We start from the raw sequence: 23,514 nt of genomic DNA, 5'->3' as shown, positions 1-23,514 counted from the left end.
AGAGCTGTGGAAGGTGGTGAAAGGGGGAGGCGGTCAGCGCCGCCCGGCGCACCACTCCAGCACGGCCATCGCCGCGTACATCTTGTTCTCCGCCTGGTCGAACGCGAGGCTGTGCGGCCCGTCGAGCACCTCGGCCGTGACGTCCTCGCCGCGGTGCGCGGGGAGGTCGTGCAGGAACACGGCGTCCGGGCTGCTGTCCCACAGGGTGGTGGTGACCTGGAAGGGCGCGAAGATCCGGCGCCAGTCGGGGTCAGGCTTGCTGGTGCCGGTCGTCTGCCACCGCGTTGTGTAGATGACGTCGAAGCCCTGCGGGCGGCTGTCCATGGAGTGCAGCTCCACCACGCTCGCCCCGCTTGCCGCGGCGTTGGCGGCCGCGCGCTTGAGGGCGGCGGGGTCCAGACCGTAACCCGGGGGCGTCCGCAGCTCCAGGTGGACGCCCTTGAAGCGGCTCAGCGTCAGCGCCAGCGCGGCCGCGGTGTTGTTGCCCTCGCCGACGTAGCAGATCCGCAGGTCCTCGATCCGGCCGAAGCGGCACAGGATCGTGGTGAGGTCGGCGATCGCCTGGGTGGGGTGCTCGTCGGCGGTCATCGCGTTGACCACCGCCATCCGCGGCTGGGCGGCGAAGGCGCGCAGGTCGGCCGGGTCCCCGGCGGAGCGCACCACCAGGATGTCGAGCATCCGGGAGAGGACCTCGGCGGTGTCCTCCAGCGTCTCGCCGGTGTTGGTCTGGAGGTCGTCGGGACCGAACGAGATGATTTTCGCGCCGAGCCGCAGGGCGGCGGCGGAGAACGACGTACGGGTCCGTGTGGAGGTCTTGAGGAAGTGGATGCCGGCGACCAGGCCGGTCAGCTGCTCACCGGAGCGGACCGATCCGTGGGAGAACTCCGCGCCCCGCTCGACGAGGGCTCTCAGCTCGGCGTCGGTCAGGTCGTTCGTGGAAATCAGATGCCGTAAGGCACCCGTGCCGGTCCCGGCCGTCGCGGTCGGGCGCGGTTCGCGGCTGGCTTCGGTACTCAACGTGAACTCTCCTCGCTGATGGATCAGGCAGGCGGTCGCGGCCGCTCCCGGCGGCCCGGCGTCCGTCAGCCGACGGCGGCGTCCATGCGGCGGCGAAGCCCGGCCGGGCGCATGTCGGTCCACACCTCGTCGACCCGCGCCGCACACTCCTGCCGGGTGCCTTCGAAGCCTTCGGCGAGCCAGCCCGCGGGGAGTTCCAGATCGAGGGGCCACATCGAGTACTGGTCCTCGTCATTGACCACGACGCGATAACGCCGCTCGTCGTTCATGCGCTCTCCAGAACTGGGGTTACCAATTATCGAAAGGTGGATGAATTCCACGGCCCGCGCGCTCGGCTGAGCGCGGACGGAAATCCGTGACCGGCACGAAGGCTCTCATGCGCCCCTTCGGAACGGTAGGTTCAATAAAAGGTCGGCCGACCGGTAACTGCCGTTGCACAGTGGCCACTTGACGCTGGGTGCCGACGATCTTGGACACGAAGGTGTGTTACGGACATGAATTCTCGACGCAACGTGATCGCAATGTGGCGTAGATCACGCCAGCGTGAGACTCATCCCAAACCCCCTTCTGTCAGCGCGAATTGCCGCAGCCCGCGCCTCAACACCCACGGTGGAGGCGGTAGTTGGAATCAAGCCGCCGTGGCTCAACTCGGCTGCTGTGCCTCCATGTTGTCGAGGGGCGCGGTCGGGGTGGCAGCGCGGGTGGCGGCCTCCGCCTCCCGTACGCGAGCGCCCCACCGCACCACCGGCCGCAGCGCCGAGGCCGCCGCGACGAACAGGACGCCCAGCAGGATCCAGCCCGGCGCCCCCCAGTAGACGATCAGCCCGGTCAGGGCGAGCGGCCCGACCATCTCGGCGACCGTCGTGCCGTTGCCGAAGAACGCCTGGTACTGGCCGTGCTTGCCCTCCGGGGCCAGGCCGAAGCTGAGCTCCCAGGCCCCGGCCGCCTGCATCATCTCGCCCACCGCCTGCACGGCCACCGCGACCAGCAGGAGGACCCCCGCCACCCAGGCGGAGCCGCCCGACCCCGAGAAGGCGAACACGACGCAGCCCGCGGCCAGCAGCACGCTGCCCAGGAAGACGTAGCGGGACGCGCTCTCCAGCCCCGTGACGCCGTTGGAGACCCTGACCTGGAAGAGCACGACCGCGACCGTGTTCAGCATGAACATCACCGACAGCAGCCAGGTGGGCGCGGCGGTGTGCTCGCTGATCCACAGCGGCAGCGCGATGTCCACCAGCGGGATGTGCAGCAGCAGAAGGGTGTTGAGCACGCTCAGAACGATGTACGGCCGGTCCTTGAAGACCGACGTGCCCGCCGCCTCGGGCGTGGCCGGCGCCGAGGGGGCCACCGCGGGCAGACGGCTGAGCACGAACGACGCGGCGAAGAAGGCCAGGGCGTTGAGCGCGAACACCGCGTAGTACGCCTCACGCCGGTCGAAGATCAGGGCGAGGCCGCCGAGCCCGGCGCCCACCGCCAGGCCCGCGTTGTAGCTCGACTGCACATGGGCGCGGACCTGTGTCACCCGCTCCTTGGGGATCAGCCCGGCGAGCAGCGCCTGCTGGGCCGCCGAACCGCCGCGCTGGCACACCGCGTACACACAGGCCCCCACGGCGAACAGGGCGAAGGAGGAGATGAACAGATAGGAGGCGACGGCGAGTCCCGCGCCGACGAAGAGCGCGGCCGCCGTGCCGCGCGGACCCTTGCGGTCGGCCAGATGCCCCAGCGGTACGCTCAGCACCAGCGCGACCGACCAGGCGACCGTGAGCCCGAGCCCCATCTGCACCGGCGACAGCCCCACCACTCTGGTGAAGAACAGCGCCGCGCAGATGTAGTACGCGCCGTCGCCGGTGCGGCACACCAGCTGGGCGAGGGCCAGCACACGAGGCGGTCCGGGCGGGGGGACCAGGCTCTTGATCACGTTTCTCCTTGCGGTCCGCACGCGCGGGCCGCGGTAGCGAGGGAGTCGGGGAGCCGCGAGAGGGAGGGCGCGGGCCGTCCATGGCGGGTGGGTTCGGACGCCGGAGGGTGGGTTCCCACGTCGGCGGCGGGGGAGTGGGGCGCCAGGGGCCGCCGGATCCGGCCGTCGGCGCCGGTGCGGCGCGAACCGGGCGCGTCCGCCGTGGCGGCCTGCCGTGCCATGGGCGCCACGAGACCATATGTGATCACCCGGACGAGCAACAAGGCGTTCTCGGCCCCGCCTTGGCGCGATACCCCCTTGTCCTCGCGTCCCGGCGCCGGAAGTGGCGTACGTACCTTGACAGTTGATATTGCTACGGAAAAGATCACCGAGGAGAGGGGTTGCCGTGACGGAGCACGTGTTGGTGTTCGGCGTCGGGTACGACATACCGGCCCGCATGCGCGCGTTCGGCGAGACCGCCGGGCAGAAGGTCACCACGTCCGTCCTGTGCTGGCCCGAACACCTCGCCAAGACGGACGACATCGAGGAGCACAGCCGGATCGTCGTCCTGAGCCCCGACGCCGGTGACGAGGAGTGGATCGCGATGGCCCGAGCCATCGACGCCGTCGAGCCGGTGACCCGGATCGGCTCCTTCTACGACGACTGCCGGCCGCAGGCAGCCCTCGTCGCCCAGGCCCTCGGTCTCGACACGCACACTCCCGAGATCGTCGAACTCGTCATGAACAAGCACGCGATGAGACAGCGGCTCGCCGACACCGGTGTCGAAGCCACGGCCTCCGCCGTCGTCGAGACACCCGCCCAACTGCGCTCCTTCGCCGAGGAACACGGCTACCCCTGTGTGGTCAAACCGCTCACCGGCGCGGCCAGCAAGGGCGTCTCCATCGTCGCCGACGCCGCCGAGGTGGAGCCGGCCCTGGAACGCGCCAGCGGTACGGGCCCCGATCCGCGGGCCACCGTCGAGGAGTTCCTGGTGGGCGCCCAGTACAGCGTGGAGGCCTTCTCGGAGCGGGGCGAGCACGTGGTCGTCACCATCACGCGCAAGTACTCCGACCCCCTCAGCCTGGTCGAGCTGGGCCATGTGATGCCCGCGCCGCTGGAGCCCGGCCAGAGTGAGGCCGTCACCCGGCACGTCATCGCCACGCTGGACGCGCTGGGCGTCGAGTTCGGGCCCACCCACACCGAGGTCATCCTCACCGAGCGCGGGCCGCGCGTCATCGAGACGCACCTGCGCACCGGCGGCGACGAACTCTGGAACATGGTGACCGACGCGACCGGTGTCGACCTGATCGAGGCTCAGCTCCAGCAGATCCTCGGCGAGAAGGTGCTCCCCGGCATCCGCGCCACGCTCGACGACCCGGACCGGACCGGCCGCAGCGAGGCCATCTGGTTCGCGGGCGCGCCCGACCGGGGAACCCTGGTCGAGGTGTCCGGAGCCGACGCCGAACGCCCCGACGCGGTGACGCTCAACGTCCTGGGGTCACCGGGCGCCGAACTGAACGGTCTCCAGAACAGTTTCTCCCGGCTGGCCTGGGCCCGCGCCCACGCCACCACCGCCGAGGAAGCGCTCGCCCTGGCCAGGGGGGCGATCGGCGAGCTCGCGTTCCTCACGCGCGTGCCCGCCGCGCACGGCGAACTGCTATAGGGCATAAGGGGCGGTCGGCAGGGGCGGATTCGAGCCATGGCACAACCGGGTTCCGTGGACAATTCGATTGCGGCGCGTCATACCCGGTGATATCCCACCGGGTATGGAATGTCTCGTAACAGCACGGCTCGAACTCCACCCGATGAGCGTCCGGGAAGCCCGGGCGTTGACCGGGGACGAGCCGGGCGGGAAGGCGCGTTGGGCGCCCGGATACCCCACCGAAGCCGACACCGCAGGGGCCCTGCGCTACCTCGAGACGTGCGAGAGCGCCGGTGACCCGCAGCCGTTCGGGGCCTACGAGATCCGCCGCCGCGAGGACGGCCGCACCATCGGCGGCCTCGGCTTCCACGGCGCCCCCGACCTGGACGGCACCGTCACGATCGGCTACGGCCTGGTCCCGGCGGTCCAGGGCCACGGTTACGCCACCGAAGCCCTGCGCGCCCTGCTGCTGTTCGCCCGCGCCCAGGGCATCACCCGCGTCAAGGGCGACACTTCCCACGACAACATCGCTTCCCAGCGGGTGATGACCGCGGCGGGTATGAGGCTGGTCGCGCAGGACGAGCGACTGAAGTACTACGCGGTGGAGTGGACGGAGGACTGGACGATGGAGGAGTGCCCGGACTGTCTGTGACGCGCCGCCGATGGTGCTAGGGCCTGTCGTCAAATTCCCGTCTGTCCTGCGACGCCTGGCACGCACTCTCGCCGCACCGGGCGAAAGCCCACGTACGTCCAGTACGAGGGCTCGCCCGGCGCGCCGAGAGGGCAGGGTGCCGGAGGCGGGCCGACCCGCATGCCCCGTCAAACGCCGAGGCGCCACTCCGGATTCGGAGTAGGACCCCGGTCAATGACGTCTCGAGTCGTCACAGCATTCCCAAGTCACGCCACGCCCAGTCCACGCGCGAGGGCCAGGACTTGAGGCGTGATGCCGGCCACTGCGCCAATGATGATGCCGATCACATCTGCGCTGATGGCGGTGGGAACGGTGGTCTCGCGTGCCACCGGACTGATACGACAGGTGCTGCAGGCTGCCGCGCTGGGGACCGGGCTGTTGGCCACCACCTACAACCAGGCCAACACGGTGCCGACCAGTTTGTACTTCCTGCTGATTGGCGGCGCACTGAACTCTGTCCTGGTCCCCCAACTCGTACGGGCCCGCGCAGAGGACGCCGACGGCGGCGCCGCCTGTGAACAACGCCTGGTCACCCTGGTGCTGTGCGTCCTCGGCGCGGGGCCGCGCTGGCCACGTGGGCGGCGCCTGAGATCATCAGCGTCCACCAGCGCGATACACCCGCCACGCACGACGCGTTCGAGCTGACCGTGACCTTCGCCCGCTTCCTGCTCCCGCATATCTTCTTTTACGGCGTGTTCAGCATCTTCGGCCAAGTCCTCAATGCCCGGAACCGGTTCGGCGCGATGATGTGGACCCCGGTCCTCAACAACCTGGTCCTGGTCTCCATGTTCGGTCTCTACCTGGGCCTGATGACCGCCCCCGAACAGGTCTCGGACGTTACCGACGACCAGGTCAGGCTGCTCGGGATCGGGACCACACTGGCGCTCGCCCTGCAGGCACTCGCCTTGGTCCCCTACGCTCGCGCGGCCGGCTTCCGGTTCCGGCCGCGCTTCGACTGGCGCGGCACCGGGCTGCGCAAGAGCGTGAACGCGGCTCGCTGGACCCTGCTGTTCGTGGGATGGCCGCCGCCTACGCCCTGTCCTACGCGATCGGCCTGCTGCTAACCGCCTTGCGCCTGCGGCGGCGCACGGAGGGGCTCCTCGACGGCCGGCGGATCTGTCGCACCTACACCAAACTGACCGCAGCCGCCACCGTCGCCGGGGCTGCCGGGTGGCTCATCGCCCGCTCCTGTCAGCCAGAGCCTGACAACGGTTTCTTTGGCGCCCGCGCTCTCGCTCGCTGCGGGCGGCATCGCGATGGTCCTGCTGTTCCTGCTTCTTGCGCGACTCCTGCGGATCGTGGAGCTGCGCAGCCTGCCGGGGCTGGGGTGACCTGGCAGCCACAAAGGCGACGTCGATGGGGCTCAGGGAGGGGTCCGCACAGTCCAGCGCGGGATGAGTCCCTCGCGGTCGCATTCAGTCATATTTAGGCGTGGAATCCGCCTGAGACTGGTCGGTTGGTTGCACAGATTGTGGGCAGGTCGTTGAAGTACGCCTTGGGCTCCTTCTCGTGATGCTGTGCTGGTGGCGTGGCTACGCGGGCCGTGGTGCAGTCGGACAGGTGCGGGCTGGATCAGCTGACCTCCCCGTACTCCATCGCTGACGCCGTACGCGAGCGGCTGGTGCAGGGCGAGGGCGGGCGGCGGCGGTGGTCGTCGACGTGGCGGTTCGCCGACGCCGAGGTGGTCTGGCCGGTACGCGATCTGGCGTCGGTTCCGGTGCTGGAGTCGGAGCCGGTTCGGCGCTCTACATGGAGGGCTCGCCAGCGTCACCGTCCGGGGCTGCAGTTCATGGTGTCCACGGGGCGTCTTCACGGGTTCGAGTCGCTGGAGGAACAGCGGCTGCTGCTCGCGCTGGACTTTCTGCAGGTGGCGCAGGTGCTGTCGCAGCCGTTCCGGCTGGATTTCGAGCACACCGGAGGGCGCGCTGCGCATACGCCTGACGTCCTTGCGATCTGGCCGGACGGCGGCCGGTGGCTGTTCGACGTCCGTCCACGGCGCCTGGTCGGGGAGGACGACGCGCTGAAGTTCGCGGCTGCCGGGGAGGTGGCTGCCGTCTGCGGCTGGCGCTACACGGTGGTGACTGGGTGGCGGCTCCATACAGTCGGGGTGCTGGACGCCCTCTCGTCCCAGCGCCGACCGCTGGAGGACCAACTGGCAGTGCAGGGCCAGTTGCTCCGGACCGTCGAGACCAAGCCCTTGCCCTTCGGCGAGTTGACTACGGCTACCTCGTGGCCGGTGGTGGACCGCGCGCATGCCCTGCACCTGCTCTGGCATCGGCGCCTTGCCCTCGATCTGGGTGCGCCGCTGGGCGACACCTCGCTGGTCTGGTCCGGCACCGAGGGCCGGGAGCGGTGAGTATGCGAGCCTGGCTGCTGGAACTGGCACCGGGGACAGAAGTACGACTCAACGGCGTCGACTGGACGATCGAAGCTGTTCAACCGCACCTCGGACAGATCGTGCTGCGTGATGAGGAGGGCGCACTCGAGCACCGGCCCATCCGGTGGCTCATGCACCACCCGGACTGTCAGCCCGTGCGGTCGAGCCCTGCCTCGCGAAACAGGCCGCAGCAGCCGGTGACGCAGCGGGACCTGGCCGAGGCTCAGTTGCAACAGGCCCGGCTGCGGGCCGCGCACCTGCTGGAGGCGGAGACCGGCTACCGAAACGGCTCACCCTCCCGGGCCCTGCCCGGTGAACCGCGGCGGGCCCACGACCCGGAACGCGCCACGCTGACCCAGCGGCGCCGGGCGAAGGCCGCCGAGCTGAAGGATCTCGGCCCGGACGAGGCCGCCATGCTGGGACTGGACCGCATGAGCGAGCGCACCCTGCGCCGGCTGGGCGCCGGCAGCGTCGACGACATTGTGGCGGGCTGCGCGGACGGCCGCTGGGCCAGGAGGAGCAGCGGACACCCGAGCATCACCGAGGAGATCCGGGAAGCAATCTTCGCGGTGAGAAGGGAGTGCCTGCAGCGTTCCCGGGTCAGTATGCAGGCCAGGCACCGCCTGCTCCACCAGTACGTCCGCGAGACCTTCCCCAACTTCCCGCCTGAGAAGGTGCCTTGCTACAACACCCTGCGGACGGTCTGGAAGGAGTGGTTCGGACCGGGCGGGAGCCGACAGCGGTGTGCCCGTTCCGCGGACGCAGCCCAGGACGCTTCCCAACGGGTGGTGGTACACCGTCCCGGCCAGGTGGTTGCCCTGAACACCACGCCGTTGCCGGTGAAGGTGCGCGAAGCGGTCTTCGGCGATCCGGTGTCCGTGATGCTCACGCTCGCCCTGGACCTGTTCACACACTCCATCGTGGCCTTCCGGCTGACGCTGGTGTCGGACACGTCGGTGGACATCGCGATGCTGCTGCGGGACATGATGCTGCCGATGCGCGAGGGCTGGGACGCGGACATGGAATGGCCCTACCGGCATCCCGGCCGCGCTGGTCGCCCAGTTCGCCGGGCACCGGGTTGCGGCCCTGCCGTTCTTCGCCCCGGAGACGGTGACCACCGATCACGGCAGCCCCTACAAGAACCACCACATCGTGGAAGCGGAACGGACTCTGGGCTGCAACATCCTTCCCGCCCGCACCCTGCGGCCCACGGACAAGTTCGCCGTCGAGCGGGTATTTTCCGCGATCAACAGCTTGCTGTTGGAGCACCTGCCGGGCTTCACCGGGGCGGACGTCGCCGACCGCGGCGCCGACCCGCAGGCCGACGCGGTGTTGTCGATGTCCCAGATGGAACACCTGATCGCGACCTGGGTGTTATGACTTGCACCGCACCGCGACCCACATCCACCTGCCACTGCAGGAGACGCCCATGTCGTTGAAGGTGTCCCGCCTGGTCAACCGCCGCCTGCGCAACAACGCGCTCAAGACGCGGCCGTCGACCCGGGCCGGAGTGATGGTCACGGGCTGGGGTTACCAGGGCAAGACGGAGACGGTCTGCGAGGTCGCCGCCGCCTTCGAGGACGCCTGGCTGGCCCTGCCGATCACCTCAACCCGAACACCGTGGACGGCGCCCGGGACCTGCATGCTCCCGTCGCCTATGTCCAAACGCCCGTTACCGCCAAGCCGAAGGGCGCCTGCCCGGCGATCCTCAACTTCTTCGGTGCCGAGAACCGACGGCTGACCCTGCCGCAGCTGATCCGGCAGGTCGCCGACTCGTTGGACGATCACGGCACCCAGGCACTGATCCTCGACGACATCACCCGCCTGCGCATGCACCGGGCCGACGACCAGGACACGGTGGACCTGATCCGGGCCCTGATGAGTATGAACGTCACGCTCGTCCTGGTGGGCGTCGACATCCTCGGCTCGGGGCTCCTGCGGCATGGGCACTGGGACGCCACGACGCGCCAGTGGGTGATGCCGCCTTCCTCGCACGGGCGCGTCCATGGCCTGGAGGCCACGCAGACCGAACGCCGCTTCGACCTGGTCGAACTCGACCGCTTCCGCTACACCGCTCCCGATCAGATCGCCGCCTTCCACGATCACCTGGCCGGCCTGGAAGACAGCCTGCGGTTACTCAAGGCAGAGCCGGGTGCCCTCACCTCCGGCACCATGCCCGAATACCTCTTACGCCGCACCGACGGCGTCGTGGGACTCCTCGAACGCCTCATCGAGGACGGCTGCCAAGAAGCCATGGACAGCGGCAAGGAGACCCTCGACGAGGATCTGCTCGACGAGATCATCCTCAGCCTCGACGACCCCGACCGCGACCCACAAGCCGGGGAGATCCCTTCCATCCCCGGATCCTCCACCCCGAGAACGCGACGCAAAGCCGCCCGGAACACCGCCCTCGACGACCGCGGCCCCGCAGCCGCCGCGGACCGGTGACCAGCCGTGTCACGGCTTCCCGAACCGCTGCCGCGAGCCCTGGCTCCGCTTCCCGGGGAAGGACTGCCCGGCCTCATCCTGAGGCTGGCCCACCGCCTGGACCTCTCGCCCACCATGCTGTTCGCACGAACCGGCCTCCAGACGCCCGCATCCTCCTACACCTCGGGCCGGCTCCTGCTGGGCCTGGGCGAACGCCTCACGGCGTTCGCCCAGACCACACAGCTCACGCCCGTCGAAGCCGCGCGTCTCACCCTAGCGCCCGATACCGAGCGATACCCACCGATCGCCACGTCCCTGCACCCCCGACCCAACCGGTTCTTCCCCTACGACCTTTGGGTGTTCACCAGTTTCACGCGGTACTGCCCACACTGCCTCGCCGGAGACGGCTCAGTGATCCAGCAACGACACGGCGGTCCCTGGAAGATCCGATGGCGCCTGCCAGTGATCTTCATCTGTCATGAGCATCAGACCTTCCTTCGGGACGGCTGCCCGCGCTGCCAACGATCAGCACACGCTTTCGACCAGGCCAGCAGCAGACTCCTGCCGCCGTCCCCCCACGGCGGTCTGCACCCGGCTCAATGCCGCAACCGAGAAACAGGGCTCACTCCGGCCCGTCTGTTCTGCGGAGCCCGCCTCGACTCCACGGCCGCGCAGCCCCCTCAGCCCGAGATCACCCCCTCGCAATGGCGTCTGCAGAACCGGATCACCGACCTACTTGAGCAAGCCGCCGACCCCCTCCAAGCCACCCGCCACTTCACCGGGCTACGCGTCATGTCGGCCTTCCTCCAGGCCACCTGGCCACAAGGCAGGCGCTTCACGCCCACAGGGCTGTCGGACGCACTCGAACAGCACATCGACCAGCTGAAACGACGGGCCGGCGAGAGAGGAGACCACGTGGAAAGACTGAGGTGGGACGCCCCACCCCGCTCTGCCGTCGCTACCGTCATCCTCCTGGAAGGAACCGCCGGGCTGCTCGCTCTGGAACGACCGGCATTCCAGGACGCTCTGCGCACCATGCTGCCCTCCGCACCAGCAAAGTCGTCCAAGCAGTGGGGTCGCACCTGGATCCACCTCAAGAAGCACGCCTCCACGCAGTTCCGAGACGACGTCGCGGCCGCAGTGGCCAACGATCTCTGAGTGGGCGTTCTGCGGGGTTTCGCCGAGTTTCAGGCTGAGCCGGTGTCTGGGGTGGCCGGTGACTGCTGGACGAGGGTGAACAGGCCGGGTTCGGGCTCGGCGAGGATGTCGCGGTCGACCAGGCGTTTCAGCTTGGCGCGGATGCTCTCGGTGTGCCGAGGGTCTGTGCCGATGCCCAGAATCTCGCAGATCTCCTTCGCGCGGAGCCCGTGCCCGGCCTTCACGAAGGCAGCGAGGACCTCGCGGTACCCGGGTGGCAGCGGCTCGGGCGGCTCGGCGTTGTCCTCAGCGGCCAGTTCCAGCAAGGTCTCGCGGGTGGTCTGCAGGCGTTCCAGGGTCAGTTCGGCGGTGGCGAGCTGCTCGCTGAGCTCGGCGACCTGCTCACGCAGGTGCCCGGCGGTCTCGCGGACCAGTTTCTGCCGGGTCTCGATCTTGTCCAAGAAGTGCTGCACCGGTGCTCCGGCGTGGTGGGGGCGGCGGGTCGCGCCAGGTCGGGGTGGCGGTGCGAGTGAGACGGCGGAGCATGACGTCGATCATGGACCAGTGGAGCCATGCGACCGAGCTGGCCGGGCGCGTCTCGTAGTCACGCACGAGGCGCCGGTGGAGCATGAGGGTGCCGAGAGTCTGCTCGACCACCCAGCGTTTCGGTTGCGGGGTGAATCCGCGTGCCCCGGGCTCGCGTTGGACGATCTCCACGTCGATGCCGAGGCGAGTGCCGTGCTCCACGACTGCCTCCTTGAAGCCCGCGTCCACCCACGCCTTCGTCACCGTCGGCGCGCTCGCGGCGACCTTGTCCAGCAGGGCGATGCCGATCGCGTTGTCGTGCACGCCGGCGGCGACCACGAGCACGGCGATGACCAGGCCGATCACGTCGGTGGCGATCCCTCTTTTGCGGCCCGGACTCTTCTTGCCCGGATCCAGCCCGGTCGCTCCTTCGGCGCGTTCACCGAGGCCCGCACGGTCTGCGAGTCCAGCACCACGGCCGTGGGATCCGCGTCCCGTTTGCGCATCTCCCGGGCCTGCCAGCGCAACAGGTCGTGGATCGTCTCGGCGGTCCCGTCGTCGCGCCACGTGCCGAAGTAGTAGTACACCGCGCTCTTCGGCGGTAGATCATGGGGCAGGTAGCGCCACTGGCAGCCGGTCCGGGCCTGGTACAGCAGCGCGTTGACGATCTCCCGCATCGCGTACTGGCCCTCGTGCCCGCTGACCGAGGCATGCCTCGCCTTCCAGACGGTAATGACCGGCCGGATCAGCTCCCACGCTTCATCCGACAGGTCACTCGGGTACGGCTCACGTACCTTCACGCCCACCAGCGCACCGCGTTCCCGGTCGACGGAAAAGCCCCCGAACCGGACAACCAACCTTCAAGCACTACGAGAACCACTGAACCTCGCAGAACATCCACTGAGCAAAATGGCCATCTGTCTTTGAGCGCAGCCCGGTCACCAGCGGTCTTGCCACCGCCTTTGGCCAACTATCGCTGCGAGTCACAACTCGCTTCACGGCGACCGCAAAGGGCGCGGCGGCCTTGAATCGGCGGTCACGTGACGCATCCGTGTGACGTGCGTCTCACGTCGCGATTCCGTCCCGCAGGACGCCCCGCTCCTCGGCGGAAGAGGCGGGGTCAGTCGACTGTGGCCTCGACAGAGCAAGGCACCGCCCGTCACCTACGTCGCTCAGGGTCGTTATTGATCACGTTGACTGGCGCCAGCCGATCGGAGAAGTGGCTTAGGTGGAGCTCGCTGCGTTTTCGTGGCGTGGATGGCTGATCGCTGGCCGTGAGCGTTGCATCTGGTCGGCCAGGTCGGGACGTCGAATCGGCCGGTGCTTTGTGTCCGGGACGTGCACAAGCGCTATCGAAGAGGTCCGGTCCTGCGTGGGGTTTCGCTGGATCTGTACTCGGGGCAGCTGGTGGGCATCGTGGGCCAGAACGGCGCGGGCAAAAGCGCCTTGCTTCGCATTCTGGCGGGTGACTTGGCCCCGGATGCAGGGACGGTGGAGCGTCGGGGCGTCATGGGGACCTGCCCGCAAGACACGGTGCTGCACAGCGCGTCCTCGGTCGAGCAGCATCTGCAGTCCTTCCGGGCGGCTTATGGGCTTGAGAGTCCGCATCGGGCAGTCACCACCCGCGAGGGTCCGATGCCCGCGGGGAGTCGCGTTCCTGCAGCAGCAACTGGAGTGCGGCCTGGACTACTACGGGCGAAGCGCCGACTGCTGGGGCTCCCTCGACCAGATCACACAGCGGCTGCAAGGCAAGGAGCACGACAAGCGTGACGACACAGCGTGACCCAGTTGGATACGCCGCCGTGACGGGGAACTCGGCCCTGATTCCGAAAGCGGGCGGAGGCTTGCCACTGGCAGGTCACGTTCTGCGGATGCTGCGCGACCCCCACGGCTTCCTCGAGGAGCTCACCGCCCGTGGAGACCTGGTCGAGATCCGTCTCGGCCGGCAGAAGGTCATCGTGGTGTGCGACCCGGAGCTGACCCGTCAGGTTCTGCTCGATGACCGCACCTTCGACAAGGCCGGGCCTATCCACGACCGGGCCACCGAGGTCTTCGGCATCAGCATCGGCACCTGCCGGCACGACCAGCACCGCGCGCAGCGCCGCATGATGCAACCCGCCTTCCACCGCAGCCGGTTCACCGACTACGCCAGGATCATGTCCGGGCCGATCTCCGCGACCGTGAACTCCTGGGAGGCCGGGCAGGTCATCGACGTGACAGAGGAGAGCCTTCGTTTCGGCGTCATGATCTCCATCGAGACCATGTTCGGCAGTGTGCTCTCGCCCCCCGAACTGCAGCGGACCGTGGCCGACCTCGCCACCATCGTGGACGGACTGTACCGGTGCATGCTCAGCCCCCCGCTGCTCTCCCGGGCACCCCTTCCTTTCAACCGCCGCTACAGCGAGGCCCTCGCGCGGTTCCGCAATACCGTCAAAGTCATCACCGACAGGCCGCGCACCACAAGGACCGGTCAGGAAGATCTGCTCACCGTGCTGCTGGCGGCCTACGAGTCGGCCGACGAGACCCTCCTGCGGCAGGTGGAGAAGGCCGGGATCCCCAACCAGGTCGTCGCCTTCATCGTGGCCGGAGCAGAGGCCGTTGGAAGCACCCTGGCATGGTCCCTTTACATGCTGGACCGCCACCCCGAGCTCAAAGAACGTCTTCACGCGGAGATCGACGAAGTCCTGGCCCCCGGAGTTCGCCCCGGCATGGAGCACATTCCCCAACTGGCATTCACCAGCTCGGTCGTCTCCGAAGTCCTGCGGCTCTACCCAGCAGGCTGGATGTTCACCCGGGCCGCGACCCGCGACACCGAACTCGGCGGCTACGCCATTCCGGCCGGCACGGTCATCCTCTACAGCCCCTACCTCATCCACCGCCGCAGCGACCTGTATCCAGACCCCAACTGCTTCAACCCCGACCGATGGGCCCCCACAGCGGCAAAAAGCACAGCACGCCACGCCTTCATCCCCTTCGGCGCAGGCGCCCGCAAATGCATCGGCGACGAACTCGGCACGGTCGAAGCAATCCTCGCCCTCGCCTCCATCACCAGACAGTGGGACCTTCAGCTGCTCCCCGGCAGCACCGTCCGGCCCGTCGCCGCCACGTCCTTTCGACCCCACGGACTTCGCATGCGCGCCAGCGCACGGCGACCAGCAGAGGCAGACCTCTAGCGTCCTCCCTCACCACTCCCGGTTCGCATACCACGCTGCTTGTCTGCGGCGAGCTTCTCGCGCTTCGACTGTGGGGCGCGGCCCGAGGCGGCAGACAGGCTGATGGGGCCGTGGCTGTACGGAGCGGGTGTGAGTGGGGGTGGGAGGGTGAGACTCGGCAAGGCAGGGGTTGGGGAGGCAGTCTCTCGGGCTCTTCGCCGTCGGCTGGTCGGTGAGGGGCCCCTCCCGCATCGCATGTGATCTTCGCGCCGTGCTGAGGGAGTCTTGCTGTTCGGGTTGGGGGCAGGCGTACGGGAAAGCCCGCCCCCATATGGAGCCCCCGGCATGACGACCTTCCGCGAGCAGCGGACCGCGCCTGACGGAACGCATGACGCCACGGTGGCCCGTCTCGAGCAGGAGAACGCCCAGCTGCGGCATGCGGTCGACTCCCACGCGACGGTCGACCAGGCCATCGGCGTCCTTGTTGCGACCCGCTGATTACCGCTGGCGGCCGGGTTCGAAGTACTGCGCGAGGTCTCCCAGCACACCAACATCAAACTGCACACGGTCGCAGAAACCGTGATCGCCTGGGACTGGGGCAGCCACTGCCGGAGCCGATGACGGTCCAGACAATGACCTGAACCCGGAGGATCGTTCTCTTCGACGTGGGGGTACCCGCGGAATTCGCTGACCTGCAGGTTTGCGGTGTTCCCAGAGTGAGGACCCCGTTGCCGTGGCGAGGGGAATCCCGGGTTGCAGCGTGCGGACTGAGAAGTGCGCGGGAGCTGAGTCCTCGCGGGCTCAGTCCCCGCGCTTGGCGGTCACATCCGTCAGCTGGAATACTCGCCGAATCAGTTCCGGGTCGGCTTCGCGGGCCTCGCGATGCTCCGGTGCGACTGCCGGGGCTCCTGTCACATCTCCTGATCTGCGGAGTTCGCGAGTTGTGTCGTGACGAATTCGTCGATCCAGACAGCCAGCCGGTCAGGGCACCCGAGAGGCACCCAGTGCTTCGCCGGCAGCCAGCGCTGTGTCAGTCGAGGCACCCACTGGTCGAGTTCGTCGTACAGCCGTTGCGACAGATACACATCGAAAGTCGGGATGATCAATTGCACGGCCGCCGACACGCGTGCGTCTGTACGGGGCCTGGCCAGGCGTGCCCGCACATTGTCCCGGTAGAGCCAGATGCCGTGGATCGCGCCCCTGGTCGCGATGGCCAACGGATACGTGTCGTCATGTGTCTTTTCCAGGCTGCGCAGGACTTGGGGCCAGCGCTTACCCAACGGCCCGCGCCACGCTAGCTCCGGCAGCCGTGGGACGTGCAATCCAAACATGTACCAGGACCGGGCGGCCTGGCCGAGCAGTTGGCCGACTGCCCGTGGGGTCGGTCTGTACACCCGCTGCTTGATCCAGTGGCCCACGTGATCCAGTGAAGGGCCGGCGATCGAGGTGAACGAGGCGATCCTGCCCCGTGTCCGGGCCACGGTCACGAACTCCCACGACTGCACGGATCCCCAGTCATGTCCGACCAGGTGCACGGGCCGATCAGGGCTGACCGCGTCCACCACCGCCAGGAAGTCCTCAGTCAGCTTCGACAGTGTGAAGCCGCCGCGCAACGGTGCCGGAGCGGTGGACCGGCCATGTCCCCGAACGTCGTAGAGCACCACGTGAAAGCGTTCCGCGAGTCGAGTTGCTACTGCCGACCAGACTTCCTTGGTGTCCGGATAGCCGTGCAGGAGCAGCACGGTCGGCCGGGTCGGGTCTCCGAGTTCGGCGACGCACAGCTCGACCCCGCCCGTGCGCACCCAGCGCTTGGTGATCCTGCTCAAGAGTTTCCACGTTGCGCGATGGCCAGCACGGCGGTGCGGGTGAGTTTCGGTTCCCCGCGCAGCAGGGCGTCCAGTGTCGCGTGGGCGAGATCGAGCGGGATCTCACAGGAGTCGCGGACGGCGCCTGCGGGGAGGGCACCGACGTAGAGCGCGCCCATGGGCAGGTTGCGGCGCGCATACTGGTCCAGGTCGGCAGTGCCCCACCCGGTGGGCAGGAAGTCGACGCCCCGCGCGAGGTCTTCGGCTCGGTTGCGTAGGAGGTTGACGGCCTGCAGACCACGACCAAAGCCGACGGCGTGCTCGCGATGTGTCGTGGTGCCGTCGAACCATCCGTACAGATCGGAGCAGAGCAGGCCCACGGCGCCTGCGACGCTGAACGTGTACCGGTCCAGATCAGTCTCGGTCAGGATCTCCCACCGCGTTGCAGCCCAGTGCGCCATCCGTGCGGCCATGGTGGCGGTGGTCTCGCAGACGCGGGGCGCGATGTCATGTGGCGCGAGGGCGCCCCACTCGTGGAGGCGCAGGGTCACTTCCTCCAGCGCGTGGGCGTGGTCGGCAAAGAGCCCCCGGACATCCGCTGAGGTGAACGGGCCTTGCAGGAGCAGGCTGATGCCGTGCAACAGCTCTACTTTCTCCTGCGGGCTCAGGGCCTGGTGATCCTCGATCTGGTCGATCGCGCGCATGCTGAGGTACGCGGCCGAGATGGCTTCGCGCGGCCCGTCGGGGAGTCGGCTGATCGGAGGGAAGAAGGTATGGCTGGTGTCCGCCAGAATCTGCCCGGCGTTGGTGATCACCGGTCTCCTCGCGCTGTCAGGTACCGCCCGAGGGCAGTGATCGGGTAGTTCAGTCGGTACAGGTGGTAGTTCATGTAGAAGTCTCCAGGGAAGCCCGTGCCGGTGAACTGCGGCTCGTCCCAGGTGCCGTCCGGTCGCTGCCGCTCGACCAGCCAGCGAACGCCGCGGTCCACGGCCGGTGAATCGGGTGCCGCCGCGAGCATGCCCATGAGCGCCCACGCTGTCTGCGAGGCGGTGGAGGTACCCCGCCCCACCCAGCTCGGGTCCACGTAGGAGCGGGGATCCTCGCCCCATCCGCCGTCCTCAGCCTGGTGGGCCTCGAACCACTCAACCGCTCGCCGAACAGGTGGCGCATCGGGGGTGAACCCCGCGGCTACGAGGGCTACCACCGCGGCACATGTGCCGTAGAGGTGGTTAACACCCCAGATTCCAGACCACGACCCGTCCGGTTTCTGTTCGTTCAGCAGCCAGGACACACCACGGCGCACTGAGGGCGTCTCTGCGTGACCTACACAGCAGAGCGCTTCAAGGACATGTGCAGTGACGTCGGCGGACGGCGGGTCGATCACCGAGCCGAAGTCGAAAGCGGGGATTCGGTAGCAGAGCTCCTGGGTGTTGTCGGCGTCGAACGCCCCCCAGCCTCCGTTGCGCGACTGCATGCCGGTCAACCAGCTGATCGCCGATCCGATCGCCTGCTCGACTCGCTGCTGACTCTCCGGGCGTTGGTGCACTCTGTGCAGCGCGATCACGGCGGTGGCGGTGTCGTCCATGTCCGGATACGGATCGTTGTCGAACTCAAACGCCCACCCGCCCGGCTCGACGTGGGGCCTCCTCACTTGCCAGTCACCGGGGCCCAGGATCTGTTTGCCGAGCACCCAGTCGGCCGCCTTCAGCAGGGCCGGATGATCAGGAGCCAGGCCAGCGTCGGCCAGCGCCACGGTGGCCAGCACGGTGTCCCAGACTGGCGACTGACATGCCTCCACTCGACGTACCGGGCCGTCCGGGGTGCTCTCCCAGATCGTGAAGGCGTTCAGCCCCCGCACCCCCGATTGGATCGCGGGGTGGTCGAGCCCCTGTCCCAGCAGCCGCAGGGCGATCATCGAGTAGAACGTCGGCGGCTGAAGCCCTGCCCAGGACCCGTCCCGGTTCTGCCGGGCCAGAATCCAGTCGATGCACCGTGCCACCGAGGCCTTGCGCAGGCGGGCGAGCGGACGGCGGTCATATCGACGCAACGCCCGGTCCAGTGCCTCGAAGAACCCAACCCAGCTGAACACGGAACGGGGACGGTGCTGCCGTGTACCGCGATGAAGTTCCGCGAGGTCGAACGGCAGCCGATGGCAGGGGCGTCGTGATCCGACTACCGTCAGGGGCACGATGGTCGACCGTGCCCAGCTGGCCCAGTCGTAGATGTTGAGCGGGAACCACGCGGGCAGCCAGATGAGCTCCGGCGGCAGCACGGGCAGGTCGTCCCAGGACCCCAGTCCGAACAACGTCAGCAGGAATCTGGTGAAGAAGCGGGATTCCTCGACCCCCCCGGCATCCCGCACGTAACCGGCGGCCGCGGTCATGTGCGGCGCGCCGGCGGGATCTCCTGCTAGCCGCAACGCGAGGTATGCCTCCACCGTGGTGGACAGGTCGGGTGGTCCCTCGTGGAAGGTCGACCACGTCCCGTCGGGCCGTTGCTGGGAGCGGATCCACCGTGCCGACGCCTCTGTCTCCTCGGGGGTTCTGATGCCAAGGAACTCGCGTAACAGCAAGTCCTCGGCGTCCATGGTCACGTTGGTTTGGAACTCGCCCTTCCACCAGCCTTCTGGTGACTGTAGCCCGAGCAGATGATCGCACGCTCGGGTGAGCGTGGCCCGAGCTACGACACGTGTCGGTGACACGGTCTCGAACAGCTTCTCCATCACGCCTCCTCCATGGCATCGAAAGGATCAGGACGTTGCGAAAGTGGTCAGGACCTTGCGTGCAGGATGCGGAGTTCCGCGTTGGAGAACGGCGCGTCCTCCAACGCGGGCCGCACCGGACCGCGGGCCACCGCGAACAGCACCCGAGGCGCACACAGGACAGCGAACGAACGTGAAAGCGAGTACGCGTCCAACAGCGCGTTCAACACGACCGGGTCACCACTGGCCACGTGGGTAAGCCGGTCGAAGAACCACACCCACGCCTTGGCCGTCCGGGGACGCCGGGCACCGACCACGTTCGGGTAAAGCACGTCTTGCGCCGTCGCCACCAGCCAGGGCTGCTCGAACGCCCGCCCGATCGCCCGTTGCGCCTTGCGCGCACCGTTCCAGTCGAGGCCGTGGCGCCGCAGGCAGGTGCCCAGGATGGCGACCGAGCGGATCGCCGCCGACATACCGTGTCCGTAGACCGGGTTGAACCGGGCCACCGCGTCACCCACCGCCACGAAACCCGCGGGCCAACGCCGCGCCCGGTCGAACCGGTGCCGCACGTTGGCCGTCGCCCGAAATCCCCGTGGTGCCGTCAGCGCCTCGCCCGCGTCGATGAGACGGGTGACAGCAGGATCGGGCAATGCCCGCGCGAAGGCCGCGAACCCCTCTGGATCGGTGGGAGGCTCGGCACCCCGTGTCCCGCTCAAGGTGACCATCCACCGGCCGCCCTCCACCGGCAGCACGAGCGCTCCCATGCCCGGCCTCCCCGATCGAGGCTGCCCCTGGATGGTGACCATCGGGAACTCCTCGGCACCCTCCGGCGCCTGGTACACCCGAGTGCTGTACACCGTGCCGGAGTCGACGGTCTGGGTCTGGATCGGACCGAACCCCAGCTCTTTCAGGAAATCCGTGGTGTGCGAACCACGACCGGTGGCGTCCACGACCGCGTCGGCCTCGATCACGGCGTCACGACCGCTCGTCCGGATCCGGACCCGGACACCGCGAACACCGCTCTGGTCACCGATCAAGCCGACCACCTCGTGGCCGTTGTGCACCTGTACCTTTCCCGCTGCCATCACCCGTGACAGGACCGTCCAGTCGAGCAGCGGTCGTGACGACGCGACCATGGACAGGTGGTGCGGAAATCGGCGCATCCAGCCGGCGCTGGTGTGGCAGACCAGTCTGTCGGGCAACCCGAGCCGGTGCGCGCCTGCCTCGACCAGATCATCAACAACGCCCGGTAGAAGCGTGTCGAGCACGCGTGCGCCTCCAGCGTTCAGCACGTGTGCGTGCCGCCCTTGGGGAATGCCTTTGCGGTTGACCGGCCCCACCGCCGGTGTGTCGCGCTCGATGACCAGCACCTCGCTGAAGTGGTCTGCCAGCAGGTGTGCTGCGAGCACGCCTGCCAGCCCGCCTCCCAGCACCAACGCACGGCTCGTGTTCATGATTCGTCAAACGCAGTCAGACGTAATCGCAAATGACGATGTCCTGGCCGATCTGCTGGGGACGGGTGCCGGGTCCGCAGTCCCGGTAGACGTATCGGCCTTGGGTACAGGTATAGAACCCCTGCCCTCCGGTGATCATCGACCCCTCCCGGCACGGATCGACTGACGGGCTGGTTGCTGCGGCGCTGGGGCTGGACAAGGGAATGACGGTTGCGCTGGCTAGGAGCAGGGCGGTGACGATCGAGCGGACCCGCATCGGATTCTCCCGTTCTTGTGGGATGAGGTGCTCGGCCTAACGCGCGGTGATCGCCGGTGTACCGCGAGGTCCAGTGATCCCACTCAAAAGGGGGGCGGGCTAGCGAAGCGTTTCGGGTAGCCCACCCTTCTCACCATGAACACAACCGCTCGTCGGGACGCCCTCCGCACCATGCTGCCCTCGGCTCCGGCAAAGGGATCAAAGCAATGGGGACGGACCTGGACGCACCTCAGGCAGCACGCCTCGCCCACCTCCGCGACGAACTCGAGACCGCAGTGGCCAACTATCTCTGAGGAAAATGGCCAACCACCGTTGAGCACCAACCGCTCACCAGCGGACTTCCTGACACCTCTGGCCACCTATGGCTGAAGGTCACAGTTCGGCGATCGCAGCCAGGGCCGTGTGCAGCCGCGGGGATGCGAGCGGCGGTGTGCAACAGTCGGTAGCGCAGTCGCTTGGGCTCGGCCTTGGCCAGTTCGCCGTCAAGGAGCAGGATCTGGGTCCAGGCGATGAGGTCGATGCCGGCCAGGGCGAGTTCCAGCCAGGCGGCGTCGATGTTCACCTGGCGCGACGGGAAGCGGCCGAACCCCGTGTCCTTGCTGCACCGGATGCGGTCCGCGACGCGGGCGTGGGCGCGGTGGCGGGCGTCGATGTCCACCGCCAGCCCCGGTATCACCCGACCAGCGGCTTTGGCCTGCGGGAACTTCTCACGGGTGTCGGCATGCTGCGCCCAGGCGATCGCGGGGCCGCAGCTCTGGCCGCCCGCATCCGGCCCAGGGCCGCCTCGTCGATTCGGTTCAGCACCCGCCATGCCGTGGCCGGGGGGCCGCCGGCCCGAACAGCTCGGCCTGGTCCCGCAGCACGGCGAGATCCGAGATGGTCTCGCCGCCATCGGCGAGCATCACCGCCATGTCCGTGATCACCTGTCCCGGATCGTGGCCGCCGGTGCGCTGTCGTCCTCCGGCCAGCGCGTCACCGAAGGCACTGCTCAGCGCGGTCACCTCCGCCAGATCGGCCAGCAGCCGGGCCCCGGCATGCGAGACGACACCTCGCCCGTCGGACGTTACGGACAGTCTCGAACGAGACGTTGTAGGGGGCTCACGTGAAACTGCTCCCGGCTGCGGCGCTTTGATCCTCGACAAGTCGGATCATCGCAGCTCAGGGCACACTTCTGCGTTCCGGCATCAACATCCGGACTTGCTCGGTGAGACTGGTCGAGATCGAGCACGCTCACGCCTGACCCACGCCGCTGATCCGCCCGGCCTTGCTGCGCGATCGGCAAGGTGTTGAAAACCGGATGATGCGAAAGGAGCAGGGGCGCTAGCGTGCGCGCATGGATCTTGAACCTGGAAAGACCGTGCCCGCCGTTCCCGTTCCTCTCGATGCCGAACTTCAGGTCGCTTATGACGCCTACCTGGCGGAGGAACCGGACTTGGCGCCGATGAGCCTCGAGAAGCTGTCGGTGATCCGCGCGGAGGCCGACGCCGCAGTGGCGGCGCTCGAGGACCTCAGCCATGGCGGGCGCTTCACCGTCTTCCAGCCTTCGGTGCCCGGCCTGGACGGCGCCCCCGAGATCCCGCTGCTGGTGTGCACGCCCTCCGGCGCGCCCGCATCGCGGCCGGCGCTCTACTCCATACACGGCGGCGGCTTCTACGGTGGCGATCACCGCACCGGGCTCGACCAGATACTCGAGACGGCCGAGCGGTTCGGGGCCACGCTGATCTCGGTCGGCTACCGGCTCGCGCCCGAGCACCCCTACCCCGCCCAGATCAACGACGCTTACGCCGGTCTACTGTGGGTCGCCGACCACGCGGACGAGCTCGGCATCGACTCGGAGCGCATCGTCGTCACGGGCTTCAGCGCCGGCGGCGCCCTCAGCGCCGCGCTCGCTTTGACCGTGCGCGACAAGGGCGGTCCCCGCCTGCTCGGCCAGCTGCTGATTGCCCCGCTGCTCGACGACAGCAACGACAGCGCCTCGGCCCTGCAGATGGACGACGTCGAACTCTTCGACCGCAGCCGCAACGGGTTCGCCTGGAGCTCGCTGCTCGGCGACGTCCAGGGCGGAGCTGACGCGCCGCAGTACGCTGCGCCTGCCCGCGCCACCGACCTGGCCGGCCTGCCGCCCACATTCCTCGACGTCGGCTCCGCCGAGTGCCTGCGCGATGAGATCCTCGCTTACGCCGACCGGATCTGGCAGGCCGGCGGCGAAGCCGAGCTGCACGTGTGGCCCGGCGGAATCCACGGTTTCGACCGGAAAGCCCCCGAGGCGCGGATCAGCAAGGCCGCTGTCGCGGCACGCCGCAACTGGCTGGAGCACCTTCTCGCCACCAACTGACGGTCTCCTCCGGCGGTAGTCGGTCGCGGGATGGACAACGTGCCGGCCAGGCGTCCCGTAGCAACGAGGTCGAGGAACCTCGTGACGGAACTCAGGCG

Annotated in this window: 20 protein-coding genes and 3 pseudogenes; 12 read left to right on the top strand and 11 right to left on the bottom strand. The window is 68.3% G+C overall.

Translation table 11 applies throughout. From position 1 onward, the window contains the following. Positions 1-33: 33 nt before the first annotated feature. From AB0G17_RS09685 to AB0G17_RS09675, 3 genes are all read right to left on the bottom strand, one after another. A complete protein-coding gene (locus tag AB0G17_RS09685) occupies positions 34-945 on the bottom strand; it encodes an ornithine carbamoyltransferase (protein WP_361378902.1) in 912 nt (303 codons plus the stop codon). Positions 946-1,082: 137 nt separating this feature from the next. Further along, positions 1,083-1,286, bottom strand: a complete 204-nt coding sequence (locus AB0G17_RS09680; protein WP_361378243.1) for an MbtH family NRPS accessory protein — start codon at positions 1,284-1,286, stop codon at positions 1,083-1,085. Between the two features lie 374 nt (positions 1,287-1,660). Beyond that, on the bottom strand, positions 1,661-2,935 hold the full coding sequence (locus AB0G17_RS09675; protein ID WP_361378239.1) for an MFS transporter: 1,275 nt from the start codon (positions 2,933-2,935) through the stop codon (positions 1,661-1,663). A 385-nt stretch (positions 2,936-3,320) separates the two neighbouring features. Between AB0G17_RS09675 and AB0G17_RS09670 the strand changes: the two genes are divergently transcribed. Next, entirely contained in the window at positions 3,321-4,577 is a 1,257-nt protein-coding gene (locus AB0G17_RS09670; protein ID WP_361378236.1) for an ATP-grasp domain-containing protein, read from the top strand. Between the two features lie 103 nt (positions 4,578-4,680). Further along, positions 4,681-5,208, top strand: coding sequence for a GNAT family N-acetyltransferase (locus AB0G17_RS09665; protein ID WP_361378233.1), 528 nt, complete (start codon positions 4,681-4,683; stop codon positions 5,206-5,208). Positions 5,209-5,453: 245 nt separating this feature from the next. Here the strand turns inward: AB0G17_RS09665 and AB0G17_RS09660 are convergent, their stop codons facing one another. Next, the gene (locus AB0G17_RS09660) at positions 5,454-5,576 is read right to left on the bottom strand and encodes a hypothetical protein (RefSeq protein WP_361378957.1); all 123 of its coding nucleotides are present in this window, start codon (positions 5,574-5,576) and stop codon (positions 5,454-5,456) included. Here AB0G17_RS09660 and AB0G17_RS09655 point away from each other — a divergent pair. The 6 genes from AB0G17_RS09655 to AB0G17_RS09630 all read left to right on the top strand — a co-directional run bounded on the left by AB0G17_RS09655 (position 5,518) and on the right by AB0G17_RS09630 (position 11,209). After that, positions 5,518-5,892 carry a lipid II flippase MurJ gene (locus AB0G17_RS09655; protein WP_361378230.1) on the top strand — a complete coding sequence of 125 codons (375 nt, stop codon included), beginning with the start codon at positions 5,518-5,520 and terminating at the stop codon, positions 5,890-5,892. The genes AB0G17_RS09660 and AB0G17_RS09655 overlap by 59 nt on opposite strands. Next, positions 5,790-6,311, top strand: a complete 522-nt coding sequence (locus AB0G17_RS09650) for a lipid II flippase MurJ (protein ID WP_361378227.1) — start codon at positions 5,790-5,792, stop codon at positions 6,309-6,311. The genes AB0G17_RS09655 and AB0G17_RS09650 overlap by 103 nt, the downstream gene beginning before the upstream one ends. Positions 6,312-6,775: 464 nt before the next feature. Beyond that, on the top strand, positions 6,776-7,603 hold the full coding sequence (locus tag AB0G17_RS09645) for a TnsA-like heteromeric transposase endonuclease subunit (protein ID WP_361378224.1): 828 nt from the start codon (positions 6,776-6,778) through the stop codon (positions 7,601-7,603). Between the two features lie 1,131 nt (positions 7,604-8,734). Further along, positions 8,735-9,004: a hypothetical protein gene (locus AB0G17_RS09640; RefSeq protein WP_361378221.1), complete on the top strand. Its 270-nt coding sequence runs from the start codon at positions 8,735-8,737 to the stop codon at positions 9,002-9,004. Positions 9,005-9,244: 240 nt separating this feature from the next. Then, on the top strand, positions 9,245-10,072 hold the full coding sequence (locus AB0G17_RS09635; protein WP_361378218.1) for an AAA family ATPase: 828 nt from the start codon (positions 9,245-9,247) through the stop codon (positions 10,070-10,072). Between the two features lie 6 nt (positions 10,073-10,078). Beyond that, complete coding sequence (locus AB0G17_RS09630; RefSeq protein ID WP_361378215.1) at positions 10,079-11,209, top strand: TniQ family protein; 1,131 nt, start codon at positions 10,079-10,081, stop codon at positions 11,207-11,209. A 29-nt stretch (positions 11,210-11,238) separates the two neighbouring features. Here AB0G17_RS09630 and AB0G17_RS09625 read toward each other — a convergent pair whose 3' ends face one another. Together AB0G17_RS09625 and AB0G17_RS09620 are read right to left on the bottom strand one after the other, a co-directional pair. Continuing rightward, on the bottom strand, positions 11,239-11,649 hold the full coding sequence (locus tag AB0G17_RS09625; RefSeq protein WP_361378212.1) for a hypothetical protein: 411 nt from the start codon (positions 11,647-11,649) through the stop codon (positions 11,239-11,241). Then, positions 11,591-12,513, bottom strand: a pseudogene (locus tag AB0G17_RS09620) (IS5 family transposase). The gene AB0G17_RS09625 and the pseudogene AB0G17_RS09620 overlap by 59 nt, the downstream one beginning before the upstream one ends. A gap of 520 nt (positions 12,514-13,033) precedes the next feature. Between AB0G17_RS09620 and AB0G17_RS09615 the strand changes: the two are divergent. The 3 genes from AB0G17_RS09615 (at position 13,034) to AB0G17_RS09605 (ending at position 15,363) form a co-directional block, all read left to right on the top strand. Further along, the gene (locus tag AB0G17_RS09615; protein WP_361378899.1) at positions 13,034-13,483 is read left to right on the top strand and encodes an ATP-binding cassette domain-containing protein; all 450 of its coding nucleotides are present in this window, start codon (positions 13,034-13,036) and stop codon (positions 13,481-13,483) included. Next, entirely contained in the window at positions 13,480-14,886 is a 1,407-nt protein-coding gene (locus AB0G17_RS09610; protein ID WP_361378209.1) for a cytochrome P450, read from the top strand. The genes AB0G17_RS09615 and AB0G17_RS09610 overlap by 4 nt, the downstream gene beginning before the upstream one ends. Before the next feature lie 324 nt (positions 14,887-15,210). After that, a complete protein-coding gene (locus AB0G17_RS09605; protein WP_361378206.1) occupies positions 15,211-15,363 on the top strand; it encodes a hypothetical protein in 153 nt (50 codons plus the stop codon). A gap of 446 nt (positions 15,364-15,809) precedes the next feature. Here AB0G17_RS09605 and AB0G17_RS09600 read toward each other — a convergent pair. The 5 genes and pseudogenes from AB0G17_RS09600 to AB0G17_RS09580 form a co-directional block, all read right to left on the bottom strand. Continuing rightward, positions 15,810-16,691, bottom strand: a pseudogene (locus tag AB0G17_RS09600) (alpha/beta fold hydrolase); the annotation flags it as partial. Next, complete coding sequence (locus tag AB0G17_RS09595) at positions 16,688-17,485, bottom strand: phytoene/squalene synthase family protein (protein WP_361378203.1); 798 nt, start codon at positions 17,483-17,485, stop codon at positions 16,688-16,690. The gene AB0G17_RS09595 and the pseudogene AB0G17_RS09600, both read right to left, overlap by 4 nt. Next, positions 17,482-19,392: a squalene--hopene cyclase gene (gene shc / locus AB0G17_RS09590; protein ID WP_361378200.1), complete on the bottom strand. Its 1,911-nt coding sequence runs from the start codon at positions 19,390-19,392 to the stop codon at positions 17,482-17,484. The genes AB0G17_RS09595 and shc overlap by 4 nt, the downstream gene beginning before the upstream one ends. A gap of 47 nt (positions 19,393-19,439) precedes the next feature. Beyond that, entirely contained in the window at positions 19,440-20,825 is a 1,386-nt protein-coding gene (locus AB0G17_RS09585) for an FAD-dependent monooxygenase (protein ID WP_361378197.1), read from the bottom strand. Positions 20,826-21,496: 671 nt separating this feature from the next. Continuing rightward, positions 21,497-22,214 (bottom strand): annotated as a pseudogene (locus AB0G17_RS09580) (transposase); the annotation flags it as partial. Between the two features lie 200 nt (positions 22,215-22,414). On the opposite strand from AB0G17_RS09580, the gene AB0G17_RS09575 reads away from it, so the two are divergent. Continuing rightward, the gene (locus tag AB0G17_RS09575) at positions 22,415-23,416 is read left to right on the top strand and encodes an alpha/beta hydrolase (RefSeq protein WP_361378194.1); all 1,002 of its coding nucleotides are present in this window, start codon (positions 22,415-22,417) and stop codon (positions 23,414-23,416) included. The last annotated feature ends 98 nt before the right edge of the window (positions 23,417-23,514 follow it).

The sequence above is a fragment of the Streptomyces sp. NPDC023838 genome, assembly GCF_040639555.1.
GTDB lineage: Bacteria > Actinomycetota > Actinomycetes > Streptomycetales > Streptomycetaceae > Streptomyces.
Note: the sequence above shows the minus strand (reverse complement) of the source record. Positions and strands in the feature narration are given on the sequence as shown.

Coding starts and splice junctions, on each gene's coding strand:
- AB0G17_RS09680 (WP_361378243.1), bottom strand. CDS start 1,286: ATGAACGACGAGCGGCGTTATCGCGTCGTGGTCAATGACGAGGACCAG.
- AB0G17_RS09665 (WP_361378233.1), top strand. CDS start 4,681: ATGGAATGTCTCGTAACAGCACGGCTCGAACTCCACCCGATGAGCGTC.
- AB0G17_RS09655 (WP_361378230.1), top strand. CDS start 5,518: ATGATGATGCCGATCACATCTGCGCTGATGGCGGTGGGAACGGTGGTC.
- AB0G17_RS09605 (WP_361378206.1), top strand. CDS start 15,211: ATGACGACCTTCCGCGAGCAGCGGACCGCGCCTGACGGAACGCATGAC.
- shc (WP_361378200.1), bottom strand. CDS start 19,392: ATGGAGAAGCTGTTCGAGACCGTGTCACCGACACGTGTCGTAGCTCGG.
- AB0G17_RS09585 (WP_361378197.1), bottom strand. CDS start 20,825: ATGAACACGAGCCGTGCGTTGGTGCTGGGAGGCGGGCTGGCAGGCGTG.
- AB0G17_RS09575 (WP_361378194.1), top strand. CDS start 22,415: ATGGATCTTGAACCTGGAAAGACCGTGCCCGCCGTTCCCGTTCCTCTC.